Origin of the sequence: Aeromonas aquatica, from assembly GCF_000764655.1 — a bacterium.
GTDB lineage: Bacteria > Pseudomonadota > Gammaproteobacteria > Enterobacterales > Aeromonadaceae > Aeromonas > Aeromonas aquatica.
The window spans coordinates 1-12,673 of sequence record NZ_JRGL01000006.1; the positions used below are offsets into that span (position 1 = coordinate 1).

Genomic DNA, 12,673 nt, shown 5'->3' on the forward strand with positions numbered 1-12,673 from the left:
CTGAAACGGGCACGGCTAAGCAGGTAGTGACCTGTCAGGTAATCACCGCTGTCCGAAGCGGACGTGCGCAGGTCGATATAATAAAAGCTTCCTGATCAGGGTTACTCTCTTACCCGCGGTATCCAACTGTTCGATATTTCTCCGTTTATCCTTGTTTTGAATATAAAAAGTACAGAATGTGATACCCCTACCTTTCTTGGCGGGCCCGCTCTGCTTTAATTCGTCTGCCCACATTCGATGGGCCAAGGAAACACAATAATCTGAGGAATGGACACATGTTCAAAAGAACAGTAACGATGATGCTGGCGGCGGGAACCCTGGTATTAGGCGGTTGTGCAGCTAACGGTGGCGCTGAGCAGGCGGGGGCGGACAACAGCGATTTCGGCGGCAAGTCCATCTACCTGCGTGGGGAGATGAACGACTGGATGGCCACTGATGAGACCAAGGCGGTCAAGGTGGCCGACAAGCTCTACATGGCCAAGGGCACACTCAAGAAGGAGTGGGCTCCCTACAAATTCAAATTTGGTGACTCAAGCTGGAGTTGCGGCACCAACTTTGGCTACAAGAGCCCGAGCGATGGCGTCGCCGTGCTGGGCGGCGAGCCGGTGCCGGTCAACCCCTGCTCCAAGTATGAGGACATGAAGTTCTCGCCGGAAGCAGACGGGGTCTATGAGTTCTATCTGAACCTGGCTGGCGAAACCCCGACGGTCTACGTCAAGAAGCCCTGATCCTGCCCCGAGTGGTCAATCCCTCGGACAATGAAACGGTTAACAGCTCTGGCCCAGCACTCTGCTGGCCAGGGCATTTTTTTAAGCTTGGGACGGCGGCCCATGATATGAAGACTACTATATATAGTGTTTTCGTATTTCACATTCACCTATTAGTTGTGTTTTTATCCCTATCATGACGCTGATGTATTCACATAAGGTGGCTTGAAAATGGCTAAATCCAATCCGGTGCTGGAGACCGATCCCGGCACCGACCTCATCCCCATGCAGGAAACCTCCCTCGAGATCTGGGATAGCAAGTATCGTCTCAAGAGCAAGGATGGGGCCCCCATCGATAGCACCATCGACGAGACCTACCAGCGGGTGGCCCGTGCCTTGGCCGAGCAGGAGCGCGAGCCGGATGCCTGGTATGAGCCCTTCCTGTGGGCGCTGCGCAATGGCGCCATTCCGGCGGGCCGGATCACCTCCAACGCGGGGGCCTTCGAGCACAAGCCCGCCACCTCGACCATTAACTGTACCGTCTCCGGCACCATCGAAGATTCGATGGATGACATTCTCGGCAAGGTGCACGAGGCGGGGCTGACCCTGAAGGCGGGTTGTGGCATCGGCTACGACTTCTCGACCCTGCGCCCGCGCGGTGCCTTCGTCTCCGGTGCCGGGGCCTATACCTCGGGCCCGCTCTCCTTCATGGATATCTACGACAAGATGTGTTTCACCGTCTCGTCTGCCGGCGGTCGCCGTGGCGCCCAGATGGGCACCATGGATATCCGTCACCCCGACGTGATCGAGTTCATCCAGGCCAAGCGGGAAGATGGTCGTCTGCGCCAGTTCAACCTCTCTCTGCTGATCACCGAAGAGTTCGTCAAGGCAGTGAAGGAGGATGCCCCCTGGCAGCTGATCTTCCCCTACACGGCCAAAGAGGTGGAGCAGGACGGCATAGCGCTGGATGATCCCGACGTGGTGTTCTGGGCCGACTGGCCCAACAAGGAAGGGGTGGTCATCAACGCACTGGGCCAGGTGGCCTGCAAGGTCTACAAGACCCTGCCGGCGCGCAAGCTGTGGAACGTCATCATGACCTCTACCTACGACTATGCGGAGCCCGGGTTCATCCTGATCGACAAGGTCAATCAGATGAACAACAACTGGTTCTGCGAAGAGATCCGTGCCACCAACCCCTGTGGCGAGCAGCCGTTGCCCCCCTATGGTGCCTGTCTGTTGGGCTCGGTCAACCTGACCAAGTTCGTGCGTCACCCCTTCACCGAGCAGGCCAGCTTCGACTGGCAGGCGTTTCGCAAGGTGGTGGCCATCTTCACCCGCATGCTGGACAACGTGGTGGAGATCAACCAGCTGCCCTTGCCCAAGCAGCGTGAGGAGATCACAGCCAAGCGTCGCCACGGCATGGGTTTCCTCGGCCTCGGCTCGACCCTCACCATGCTGCAGATAAAGTACGGCTCCGCCACCTCCGCCGCCTTTACCGAGCAGGTTTCTCAGGAGCTGGCCATGACCGGCTGGCAAGAGTCCCTGCGTCTGGCGAAAGAGAAGGGTCCGGCGCCCATCATGGAGCAGGAGTTCGAGGTGACCGGCAAGATGCTGCGCCTGCGTCCCGGGATGGCGGCCGATGGTATCAAGGTCGGCGACAGGCTCAAGGGCAAGGTGCTGCACGCGCGCTACAGCCGCTACATGCAGCAGGTGGCCGAGGTGGATCCCGCCCTGGTGGCCGCGCTGGCCGAGGTGGGAGGACGTTTCACCCATCACAGCAGCATAGCGCCGACCGGTACCATCTCCTTGTCGCTGGCCAATAACGCCAGCAACGGCATAGAGCCGAGCTTCGCCCACCACTACAGCCGCAACGTCATCAAGGCGGGCAAGAAGAGCAAGGACAGCGTGGATGTCTACTCCTTCGAGCTGCTGGCCTACCGGGAGCTTATCAACGCCGCTGCCATGCCTTACACCGAAGATGATGCCTGCCGCCTGCCGGATTACTTCATCACAGCCGACGACATCAGCCCGGCCCAGCACGTGGACATCCAGGCGGCGGCCCAGCGCTGGATAGATTCGTCCATCTCCAAGACGGCCAACGTGCCGACCGACTTCCCGTTCGAGCAGTTCAAGGACATCTACATGTATGCCTCGGACTCGGGGTTGAAGGGTTGTACCACCTTCCGCTTCAACCCTGAGGCCTTCCAGGGGGTGCTGGTGAAGGAGAAGGATCTGGAGAACACTCAGTACGAGTTCACCCTGGAGGATGGCTCCGTCATCACGGTCAGGGGCAACGAAGAGATCGAATACGATGGCGAGCTGCACACCGCCGCCAACCTCTATGACGCCTTGAAAGAAGGCTATTACGGTAAATTCTGAGAACAGATTATGGTCAAGAAGATCGACAAGAAAATCGTCGCCTACAAGGTGCGTACCAAGGATGAGCCGCAGGAAGATCTGGCCCCCCAGGATGACGTGGTGCAGATGCACGAGACGGTGCTGCGCCCGGAGCGCTTGATGGGCACCACCTACAAGCTGAAGACGCCGGAGCATGTCTCAGAGCACTCGCTGTTCATCACCATCAACGACATTATTCTCAACGAGGGGACCGTCCACGAGACGCGCCGTCCGTTCGAGATCTTCATCAACTCCAAGAGCCTGGAACACTATCAGTGGATAGTGGCGCTGACCCGCATCATCTCGGCGGTGTTTCGCAAGGGCGGGGATGTCACCTTCCTGGTGGAGGAGCTGCGTTCCGTGTTCGATCCCAAGGGGGGCTACTGGAACAAGGGCAAGTATGTACCATCGCTTATCGCCGAGATTGGCAACGTGATCGAGACCCATCTCACCGAGATAGGCATGTTAAAGGCAACCGGGCTGGATGAGCATCAGCAGGCGTTTCTGGCCGAGAAGCAGGCACAGATGCAGGCCGAACAGGAGGCTGACGCCCATCAGGCAGGCAGCGGCTTCCCGGCCAATGCGGCGCTCTGCTACAAGTGCCACAGCAAGGCGCTGGTGCAGAAGGATGGCTGCATGACCTGCCTCAACTGCGGCGACTCGAAGTGTGGCTAGCAGGTGTGGTTAGTCCGATAAGCAGTGCGAAAAGACCGGCCTATGGGCCGGTCTTTTCTATTGATTATTTTCTGTTCAATCGGTGGCGGGAGCCAAAGGGATTTGTTGCACGCTGGTAAAATCGGGCGTAGCGTGAGGGGTAATAAAACTGTCACGGCCGTGTGGTTTCAATGACATCTGAGATTCACACACGTGGCACCTTCAGTGCCAAGGAGGATGCTTATGGACAATACGGACCGAAAGCTGTTTATCCTGGATACCAACGTTCTGCTTCACGAACCCCTCGCCATCTACTCCTTCAAAGAGCACGACGTGCTCATCCCCATGACGGTGCTGGAAGAGCTCGACAACATCAAGGATCGTCAGAAAGACGTCAGCCGTGATGCGCGGGTCGCCATCCGTGCGCTGGAAGACGTGTTCCGTGACGCCAACCCTGAGCAGATAGTGCAAGGGGTGGCGCTGGCGGGTGAGGCGAGCGGTCATATCTCCATCTTCAGTGATCACCATCTGCCCCAGGATGCCGAGGTGTTCACCGACAAGGAGGCCGACAACCGCATCATCAACGCGGCCCTCTATCTGCAAAAGCACGAGATGAAACGCCAGGTGGTACTGGTGACCAAGGACATCAACATGCGCCTCAAGGCCAAGGGGGCCGGTTTGGCGCATGTGGAAGACTATCGCAGCGACCAGCTGATCGATGACATCCGGCTGCTGGCCAAGGGCTTCCAAGTGGTGCCGGGCAGCTTCTGGGAGCGGGTCGGCGAGTGCGACAGCGAGACCCATGGCCGCGACACCGTCCACGTGATCGACTCGAACCTGCTGGAGGGGGTGCACGTCAATCAGTACCTGCTTGACGAGGAGAACTTCTTCGCCGCCAGGGTATTGAGCAACGATGGCCACAAGATCCGCCTCAAGGATCTGGGCCGCGAGCGGTTGATGTCACGCAAGGCCTGGGGCGTGCATCCCAAGAACATCTATCAGGGCATGGCACTGGATGCCCTGCTGGATCCGCACATCGATCTGGTGATCCTGACCGGCCCGGCGGGCTGCGGCAAGACCCTGCTGGCCATGGCGGCGGCCCTGGAGCTGGTGATCGAGAAGGGGATCTACGAGAAGGTGATCGTGACCCGCAACACCCCGGAGATCGCCGAGAGCATCGGCTTCCTGCCCGGCACCGAAGAAGAGAAGATGATGCCCTGGCTGGCGGCGGTCACCGACACCCTGGAGGTGCTGCACAAGCAGGACGAGAACATGAGCGGGTCCCTCAGCTACATCATGGAGAAGGCCAATATCCAGTTCAAGTCGGTCAACTTCATGCGCGGGCGCAGCATCCAGAACACCTTCGTGCTGCTGGACGAGTGCCAGAACCTGACCGCGTCCCAGATCAAGACCATCATCACCCGCTGCGGCGAGGGCACCAAGATCGTCTGCTCCGGCAACCTGGCCCAGATTGACTCCAACTACCTGAGCCCGGTGACCTCGGGCCTGACCTACATCGTCGAGCGTTTCAAGGATTTCGACGGCAGTGCCAACATCTTCCTGAACGGGGTGGTGCGCAGCAAGCTCGCCTCCTTCGCCGAGGAAAACCTCTGATTTAACTGAATATCTTCATATGAAAAAGGGAGGCCATTGGCCTCCCTTTTTTGTTCCCGCTGGCTGCTATTGACCAAGGTAACGCAGCAGTCCCGGGTGATCGCTGTTTTGCAGGATATCCGGGGTGCCCTGCAGGGCGATGCGCCCCTCGTCCACGAACAGCACCCGATCGGCGATCAGTTGGGCATCCTCGGGATTGTGAGACACCATCAGCACGGTAATGCCCTGCTCGCAGGCGAGCCGGGCGACTTCCGCCAGCATCTCCCGGCGCAGGGCGGGATCCAGCGCCGAGAAGGGCTCGTCCAGCAGCAGCAGCGGCTTGCCGCGCACCAGGGCGCGGGCCAGCCCCACCCGCTGTTGCTGGCCACCGGAGAGCTGCTCCGGCAGGCGGCTCAGCATGTCGCCAAGACCGACTCGCACCGCGCCCTGCTTCACCTGCTCGCGCTGGGCCGGACTCAGGCGCAGGCCCGGATGCAGCCCGATGGCGATGTTGTCGAACACCGACAGGTGCAGGAACAGGTTGTGATCCTGGAACAGGGTGGTGACCGGGCGCTCGGCGGGGCCGAGCGGCAGCAGATCGACGCCATCGAAGCGCAGGGCTCCTGATTCTACCGGCACGAAGCCGGCGATCATGCCGAGCAGAGTTGATTTACCGGCACCGCTCGGGCCGATCAGTGCCGTGATCTCCCCCTTGGGCAGAGAGGCGTTGAAGCTGACGCGCCAATCAGGGTAACTGGTTGCCAAATCATCAATTAACAGCATCTTTGACTCCTATGATGTGGCTGGGTGCGCAGACCGTATGTAGATCCGCATTTGGGCAGCAAACTCGACTATCACGCATCCAGGTTTTTGCCCCCGAGACCCCGCTCCACCAGCCAGAACAGGGAGAAACACAGGGTGAGCAGCAGCAGGGCGGTGGCCGCCGCATCGGTCAGCCGGTAGCTGCCGAGCTGCTGATAGAGCAGCCAGGGCAGGGTGGTGAGCGCCTGGCTGCCAAACATGGCGATGGCACCCAGGTCTCCCAGGGACAATATCATGGAGAGCGCCATGGCCAGCGCCAGTGGGCGGCGCAGCAGGGGCAACTCGACCAGGCGCAGGCGTTGCAGGCCGCGCACTCCCAGGCTGTCTGCCAGCCTGTCGTACTGGCGCACCACCAACTGCATGGGGGCGCTCAAGGTGCGCAGCACATAGGGCAGCGCCATCAGGGCGTTGACCAGCACCACCAGCCAGGGCCCGAGGGCAAAGACATCGGTGAAGGGCATAAACAGGATGAAGAGGCCCGTGCTCAGCACCACCGCCGGGATCATCAGGATCATGGAGCCGCTGGCCTCCCACAGGGCGGCGGCTCGCCGTTTGCGATCCCGCACCCTCAAGTGGCGGCTGGTGAGCAGCAGGCTGGCGCCGAGCAGGGTGGCGAGGCTTCCCGCCGCCAGTGCTATACCGAGGGACTGCCCCCCCGCCCGCCACAGCTGGGGCGAGCCGAGCGCCGTCAGCAGGCCGGGGTTGAAGCCCGCGATGACTATGGCCAGCAGGGGCGGCAGGAAGATGGCGAGGCCGAGACTGAGGGCCACGATATCAACCCACTGAGTGCCCGGCTGCTGTCTGTCCGGGCGCAGGCAGGGGCGGCGGCTGGTGAGGCGACTGGACGGGCTGGTCTGCAACTTGTGTTGCAACAGCAAGAGACCTGCGGTCAGCAGCAGTTGCACCAGCGCCAGGCCGCCGGCGGTGGCGAGATCGAAGTCAAAGCGCAGGGCCTGATAGACCGCCACCTCCAATGTGGTGGACTTGGGGCCGCCGCCCAGCGCCAGCACTGTGGTGAAGCTGGTGAAGCAGAGCATGAAGATGAGGCTCGCCAATCCGGGCAGCAGGCCACGGATGATGGGCCACTCCAGCAGCCGGAAGATATGAGAGGAGCGCATGCCGAGCTGGCTGGCGAGGCGCCAGGAGGACTCAGGAATGCTCTCTATGCCTTGCAATATGAGGCGCGCCGCCAGCGGCATGTTGAAGAACACGTGGGCCAGCAGTATGCCGAACAGGCCATACAGGTAGTTGCCGGGATCCAGCCCCAGGCTGCGCAGGGCATGGGGCAGCCAGCCCTGGGAGCCGTGCACCGCGACGATGCCGAAGATGGCGATGATGACCGGCAGCACCAGCGAGAGGCCGAACAATTTGAGCAGCAGCCGGCGGCCACGAAAACGGCGCCGCGCCAGGGCCCGCGCCACCGGAATGGCCAGCCCCAGGCTCAGCAAGGTGGAGAGCAGCGCCTGCCCCAGGCTGAAACCCAGCACGTGGCGCAGGTAGGGGTCTGCCAGCAGGGTGCTCGGCAGCGTGCCCGCCTGCCACAGCAGGGCGACAAGCGGGCCCAGCGAGAGCAGCAGGATAACGGCGGTGGCTGCGCTACCCGGCAGCCACCAGAGAGGACGAGCCTGTGGTTTTACAGCGTGACGGCTCACTGGGTGACGGCTTGCAGCCATTCCTTGATCCAGCCCTTGCGGTTGGCGGCCACCTCATCGGAGCTAAAGCTCAGCGGTTTGGCCACGGTGATCATCTGCTCGAAGCCCTTGGGTAGCGGGGTGTCCGTCACCGGATACATCCAGTTGCCGCCGGGGATCTCCTGCTGGAAGGCGGGGCTTATCATGAACTGCAGGAACTGGTCCGCCAGCTTGTCTTGCTTGGCACTCGCGAGCTTGGCGGCCACTTCCACCTGGCGATAGTGGCCCTCCTCGAAGGCGGCGGCCTGGTACTGGGACTTGTTCTCGGCGATCAGGTGATAAGCCGGGGAGGTGGTGTAGGAGAGCACCATGTCCGCCTCGCCGTCGAGGAACATGCCGTAGGCCTCGGACCAGCCCTTGGTGACAGTGACCGTCTTCTTGGCAAGCTGGGCCCAGGCGGCAGGCGCCTGATCACCATAGACGGATTTCATCCACAGCATCAGCCCCTGACCCGGGGTGGAGGTGCGCGGATCCTGGTAGATCACCTTGAGATCCGGGCGCTCCACCAGCTCCTTCAGGCTCTTGGGGGGAGTCTTGAGTTTGTCCTTGTTGTAGACGAAGGCGAAGTAGCCGTAGTCATAGGGGACGAAGGTGTCGTCCTGCCAGCCACCCGGCACCTTGAGGGCGGCCAGATCGGTGTGATGAGGGGCGAACAGACCGCTCTGCTTGGCCTCGCTCACCAGGGCATCGTCCAGTCCCAGCACCAGATCGGCCTGGCTGTGTTTGCCTTCCAACCGCAGCCGGTTGAGGATGGCGACCCCGTCTTCCAGTGCCACCAGCTTGAGGGTGCAACCACACTCCTGCTCGAAGGCCTGCTTGATCTTGGGACCCGGTCCCCATTCGCTGGCGAAGGAGCCGTAGGTGTAGACGGTGAGGGGGTCGGCGGCGAAGGCCTGGGCACTGAGCAGGCTGGTGGCGACCAGCAGAAGGGTTTTCATCGATGGCACTCCCTGTGGGTTGCGAGCTGCCAGCGGATGAGGGCGCAAAAAACGAGCGCCATGCCTCAAATTCCTCCGCCAGCATTATCTGGATCAGGTTCACGGGTATAATCTCAGCGGTAAACCGCACCCCGTTTGAGAAACGAATCGCATTGTATTAACGTTTTTTGGGGGAGGCCAGCACAATTATTTCACCGGCCGATACGGGCGTAACGGCATAGCAGAGGAGGTCCTCGTGATCACCAGTACCAAGGAAAGGCGCGCCTTTGCGCGCATGGTCATCAATGCCCCCGTCACCCTGTTTCAGCATCAGGATGTGCTGGAGGGGATCTGCCGGGATCTCAGTGCCAACGGCATGGGGGTCGAGGTGAACGAGCACAGCTTCGATGTGCATCAGCCCATCCGGGTGAGCCTGGCCACCAGCAGCAACCTGCTGCCGCCGTTCGAGGTCCAGGCCCGCATAGTGCGGGTGCTGGAGGAAGAGAGGGGGCTCTTGCTGGCGTTGGAGTTTCAGTCTCTGGCCTGATATGGCGACAGATTTCACTGCTTTTCATCGGTCAGCATCTGCTGGCCGATGTCATTTAGGTTTTCAATAGATTGATATGCTGCCGCTTGGCTGTTCTCCATCGCTTCTCGGCCTGTCTGGAGGCGACTCATTGACTGGCCAGCACGGGCTGCAGGCTCCATTGTCTGCTGTCGACCAGCATTTTGCTGGTGGGCGCCAGCTGGCCCATGGGGAGCTGGGCCGGGCCGGTAGGCTCCATCAGCAGATAGGTCTGCCCCTCCCAATTCAGGGTCGCGTCTCCCGGCTTGGCGGGCAGGGCGACGCCGAGCAGCGCATGGCCCGGCACGAACACCATGGCCTGGGGGAGCTCGGGGAAGAGCTGGGCCAGCATGGCCGCCATCAGGGTCATCTTGCTGTCGCAATCCCCCCGGTTCTGCTCCAGCACCTGGCGCGGGGTCAGAAAGCCCTTGCCGGCCCGGCCGGACTGGCTGTCCAGCAGGCTATAGGGAATGGCTTGAACGAAATCGAGCATGAAGGCCACCGTCTGTTGGCGCGCCTCCACCTCTGTGGTCCCCTGCCGTTTGAGCTGATCCGCCAGCGGTGCCAGCTCGGTCCGGCTCTCCAGCGCGATACGCACGTGATCCTGTTTGATGGCGGGCACGCCATCGGACGGGGTGAAGCGCTGGAAGTAGTGTTGCTTGAGCCACTCCTGCTCCAGCTTTGCCTGCTCAGGCCCGACCCAAGCCTGGGCTTCCCTCGCCTTGTCGGCGTTGCGGCTCTTGATGTTGAGGGCGAGCGCGGGGCGGGAGAGGGAGAACTGCACCTCGGGAAACGCGATGACGGCCTGTTGCAACAGCTGCTGCAGCATATCCTCCTGCATTCGCGCGGGTCTATAGGCGATGAGCGGCGGCAACGTGCCCGCCTCCAGCCGGTAGCTGAGCTGCTGCGCCTTGTCCTCCCTGTCCTGCCAGCCGACGTTGAGCTGGCCGCCGTTGCTGTGAAAGTAACGCTGCCCGGCACTGGCCGGCAGGGCGAACAGCAGGGCGCAGAGCAGGAGGCCGCTCGCTTTCGTCATCATCCTCTCCTCAGGTATCGGTTGGGCCGTCTCTTGCCGTCAGCCGGAAATAGAACAGGGAGCCTGGGCTCCCTGTGGATGCTACTCGTTGTGGCTATTCGTGCCTAGATCCCGCTCGGCTGCCTTGGGTTGTCTCGAAGGCGCCGATGTGAGTCTTGAGCGTGCTTAGATCCAGCTGGGTTGCTTCGCCTCGAAGGCGTCGATGGCGGCCCCGTGCTGCAGGGTCAGGCCGATGGCGTCCAGCCCGTTGAGCAGGCAGTAGCGGCGGAACTCGTCGATCTCGAAGCTGAAACACAGATCGCCGGCGCGCACCTGGTTGGCCTCCAGATCCACCTCGATCTGCAGGCCTGGAGTGGCCGCGACCAGCTGGAACAGGGCCTCCACCTCTTGCTCTTGCAGGCGCACCGGCACCAGGCCGTTGTTGATGGCGTTGCCGTAGAAGATGTCGGCGAAGCTTGGGGCAATGATGGTCTTGAAGCCGTAATCCGCCAGCGCCCAGGGGGCGTGCTCGCGGCTCGAGCCGCAGCCGAAGTTCTCCCGGGCAAGCAGTATGCTGGCACCAGCAAAACGCGGCTGGTTCAGCACGAACTCGGGGTTTGCTTGCTGGCCTGCGTCATCCAGGAAGCGCCAGTCGTGGAACAGATGCTTGCCAAAGCCGGTGCGGTTCACCTTCTGCAAGAACTGCTTGGGAATGATGGCGTCGGTGTCGACGTTGGCGCTGTCGAGGGGGACGACGATCCCTTTGTGTTGCTTGAAGCCTGTCATCTTGTTCTCCTCGTAATTACAGCGCGCGAATGTCGGCGAAGATGATGTCGGTGACGGCGAAGGGCCGTCCGTGTTGTTTGAAACCTGTCATCATGTTCTCCCTGTCGTTACAGCGCACGAATATCGGCAAAGTGACCGGTGACGGCGGCGGCGGCGGCCATGGCCGGGCTCACCAGATGGGTGCGGCCGGCGCGGCCCTGACGCCCCTCGAAGTTGCGGTTGCTGGTGGAGGCGCAGCGCTCCCCCGGTTGCAGACGGTCGTTGTTCATGGCCAGACACATGGAGCAGCCGGGCAGACGCCACTCGAAGCCCGCCTCGATGAAGATCTTGTCCAGCCCCTCGGCCTCGGCCTGGGCTTTCACCTGCTCGGAGCCCGGCACCACCAGCGCCTGTACGCCAGCTGCCACCTTGCGACCGCGGGCGATGGCGGCGGCGGCACGCAGATCCTCGATGCGGCTGTTGGTGCAGGAGCCGATGAACACCTTGTCGATGGCGACATCGCTGAGCTTCTGACCCGGTTGCAGATCCATGTAGGCGAGTGCCTTGCGGGCGGACTGTTGCTCCATCAGATCGCTGAAGGAGTCCGGATCAGGAATAGGCTCATTGACGGCGATCACCTGACCGGGGTTGGTGCCCCAGGTCACCTGCGGCGCGATATCGGCGGCATTGAGTACCACCTCAGCATCGAAGCTGGCATCGGCATCGCTCTTGAGGGTCTGCCAGTAGGCGATGGCCTGCGCCAGTGACTCGCCGGTGGGGGCGAATACCTTGCCCTGGATGTAGTCGATGGTGGTCTGGTCGGGGGCGATCATCCCCGCCTTGGCGCCGAGTTCGATGGCCATGTTGCACACCGTCATGCGCCCTTCCATGGAGAGACCCGCGATGGCATCCCCCGCGAACTCCACCACATAGCCGGTGCCGCCAGCGTGGCCGACCTTGCCGATGATGGCGAGCACCACGTCCTTGGCGCTGATGCCCTCGGCCAGCTTGCCGTTGACGCTGATGCGCATGGTCTTGGCCCGACCCTGCTTCAGGGTCTGGGTCGCCATCACGTGTTCCACCTCCGAGGTGCCGATGCCGAAGGCCAGGGAGCCGAAGGCGCCGTGGGTGGCGGTGTGGGAGTCGCCGCAGACTATGGTGGTGCCGGGCAGGGTGATGCCGAGCTCGGGGCCCATCACGTGGACGATGCCCTGATACTGGTGGTTCAGGTCATAGAGTCGGACCCCGAACTCCTTGCAGTTGGCTGCGAGCGTCTCCATCTGGATGCGGGCCATCTCGCCGGAGGCGGCGATGTCCTTGGTGGTGGTGGAGACGTTGTGATCCATGGTGGCCCAGGTGAGATCCGGGCGGCGCAGCGGGCGATTCATGGCGCGCAGGCCGTCGAACGCCTGCGGGCTGGTCACTTCGTGCACCAGGTGGCGGTCAATGTAGATGAGGGGGGTTTCGCCTTCCACTTCACGCACCACATGGGCGTCGAACACTTTCTGATAGAGGGTCTTGGACATTGCTCTCTTCCTTGTTATCTG

At 61.8% G+C, this 12,673-nt stretch carries 11 protein-coding genes and 1 riboswitch; of the genes, 5 read left to right on the forward strand and 6 right to left on the reverse strand.

Annotation, left to right across the window (positions count from 1 at the left end):
• The first annotated feature begins 275 nt into the window (after positions 1-275).
• The 4 genes from LG30_RS0100330 (at position 276) to LG30_RS0100345 (ending at position 5,372) form a co-directional block, all read left to right on the forward strand.
• Positions 276-728: an early set domain-containing protein gene (locus tag LG30_RS0100330; protein ID WP_033128720.1), complete on the forward strand. Its 453-nt coding sequence runs from the start codon at positions 276-278 to the stop codon at positions 726-728.
• A 210-nt stretch (positions 729-938) separates the two neighbouring features.
• Positions 939-3,086: an adenosylcobalamin-dependent ribonucleoside-diphosphate reductase gene (locus LG30_RS0100335; RefSeq protein ID WP_033128721.1), complete on the forward strand. Its 2,148-nt coding sequence runs from the start codon at positions 939-941 to the stop codon at positions 3,084-3,086.
• A 9-nt stretch (positions 3,087-3,095) separates the two neighbouring features.
• A complete protein-coding gene (locus LG30_RS0100340; protein ID WP_033128722.1) occupies positions 3,096-3,779 on the forward strand; it encodes a TSCPD domain-containing protein in 684 nt (227 codons plus the stop codon).
• 222 nt (positions 3,780-4,001) lie between these two features.
• Complete coding sequence (locus tag LG30_RS0100345; protein ID WP_033128723.1) at positions 4,002-5,372, forward strand: PhoH family protein; 1,371 nt, start codon at positions 4,002-4,004, stop codon at positions 5,370-5,372.
• Positions 5,373-5,438: 66 nt separating this feature from the next.
• Here LG30_RS0100345 and thiQ read toward each other — a convergent pair whose 3' ends face one another.
• The 3 genes from thiQ to thiB all read right to left on the reverse strand — a co-directional run bounded on the left by thiQ (position 5,439) and on the right by thiB (position 8,802).
• The gene (gene thiQ / locus LG30_RS0100350) at positions 5,439-6,134 is read right to left on the reverse strand and encodes a thiamine ABC transporter ATP-binding protein (RefSeq protein ID WP_033128724.1); all 696 of its coding nucleotides are present in this window, start codon (positions 6,132-6,134) and stop codon (positions 5,439-5,441) included.
• A 71-nt stretch (positions 6,135-6,205) separates the two neighbouring features.
• Positions 6,206-7,846 carry a thiamine/thiamine pyrophosphate ABC transporter permease gene (thiP, locus tag LG30_RS0100355; RefSeq protein WP_081965921.1) on the reverse strand — a complete coding sequence of 547 codons (1,641 nt, stop codon included), beginning with the start codon at positions 7,844-7,846 and terminating at the stop codon, positions 6,206-6,208.
• Positions 7,822-8,802 carry a thiamine ABC transporter substrate binding subunit gene (gene thiB / locus LG30_RS0100360; RefSeq protein ID WP_033128726.1) on the reverse strand — a complete coding sequence of 327 codons (981 nt, stop codon included), beginning with the start codon at positions 8,800-8,802 and terminating at the stop codon, positions 7,822-7,824. Before thiB ends, thiP begins: the two co-directional genes overlap by 25 nt.
• A 53-nt stretch (positions 8,803-8,855) precedes the next feature.
• Positions 8,856-8,946, reverse strand: a riboswitch (TPP riboswitch).
• Between the two features lie 91 nt (positions 8,947-9,037).
• Between thiB and LG30_RS0100365 the strand changes: the two genes are divergently transcribed.
• Positions 9,038-9,328, forward strand: coding sequence for a PilZ domain-containing protein (locus tag LG30_RS0100365; protein WP_033128727.1), 291 nt, complete (start codon positions 9,038-9,040; stop codon positions 9,326-9,328).
• Between the two features lie 127 nt (positions 9,329-9,455).
• Here LG30_RS0100365 and LG30_RS0100370 read toward each other — a convergent pair whose 3' ends face one another.
• From LG30_RS0100370 to leuC, 3 genes are all read right to left on the reverse strand, one after another.
• On the reverse strand, positions 9,456-10,382 hold the full coding sequence (locus LG30_RS0100370) for a transglutaminase-like domain-containing protein (RefSeq protein WP_033128728.1): 927 nt from the start codon (positions 10,380-10,382) through the stop codon (positions 9,456-9,458).
• Between the two features lie 165 nt (positions 10,383-10,547).
• Complete coding sequence (leuD, locus tag LG30_RS0100375; protein ID WP_033128729.1) at positions 10,548-11,147, reverse strand: 3-isopropylmalate dehydratase small subunit; 600 nt, start codon at positions 11,145-11,147, stop codon at positions 10,548-10,550.
• Between the two features lie 107 nt (positions 11,148-11,254).
• The gene (leuC, locus tag LG30_RS0100380; RefSeq protein WP_033128730.1) at positions 11,255-12,652 is read right to left on the reverse strand and encodes a 3-isopropylmalate dehydratase large subunit; all 1,398 of its coding nucleotides are present in this window, start codon (positions 12,650-12,652) and stop codon (positions 11,255-11,257) included.
• Between the last annotated feature and the right edge of the window lie 21 nt (positions 12,653-12,673).

Coding starts and splice junctions, on each gene's coding strand:
- LG30_RS0100330 (WP_033128720.1), top strand. CDS start 276: ATGTTCAAAAGAACAGTAACGATGATGCTGGCGGCGGGAACCCTGGTA.
- LG30_RS0100335 (WP_033128721.1), top strand. CDS start 939: ATGGCTAAATCCAATCCGGTGCTGGAGACCGATCCCGGCACCGACCTC.
- LG30_RS0100340 (WP_033128722.1), top strand. CDS start 3,096: ATGGTCAAGAAGATCGACAAGAAAATCGTCGCCTACAAGGTGCGTACC.
- LG30_RS0100345 (WP_033128723.1), top strand. CDS start 4,002: ATGGACAATACGGACCGAAAGCTGTTTATCCTGGATACCAACGTTCTG.
- thiQ (WP_033128724.1), bottom strand. CDS start 6,134: ATGCTGTTAATTGATGATTTGGCAACCAGTTACCCTGATTGGCGCGTC.
- thiP (WP_081965921.1), bottom strand. CDS start 7,846: ATGGCTGCAAGCCGTCACCCAGTGAGCCGTCACGCTGTAAAACCACAG.
- thiB (WP_033128726.1), bottom strand. CDS start 8,802: ATGAAAACCCTTCTGCTGGTCGCCACCAGCCTGCTCAGTGCCCAGGCC.
- LG30_RS0100370 (WP_033128728.1), bottom strand. CDS start 10,382: ATGACGAAAGCGAGCGGCCTCCTGCTCTGCGCCCTGCTGTTCGCCCTG.
- leuD (WP_033128729.1), bottom strand. CDS start 11,147: ATGACAGGCTTCAAGCAACACAAAGGGATCGTCGTCCCCCTCGACAGC.
- leuC (WP_033128730.1), bottom strand. CDS start 12,652: ATGTCCAAGACCCTCTATCAGAAAGTGTTCGACGCCCATGTGGTGCGT.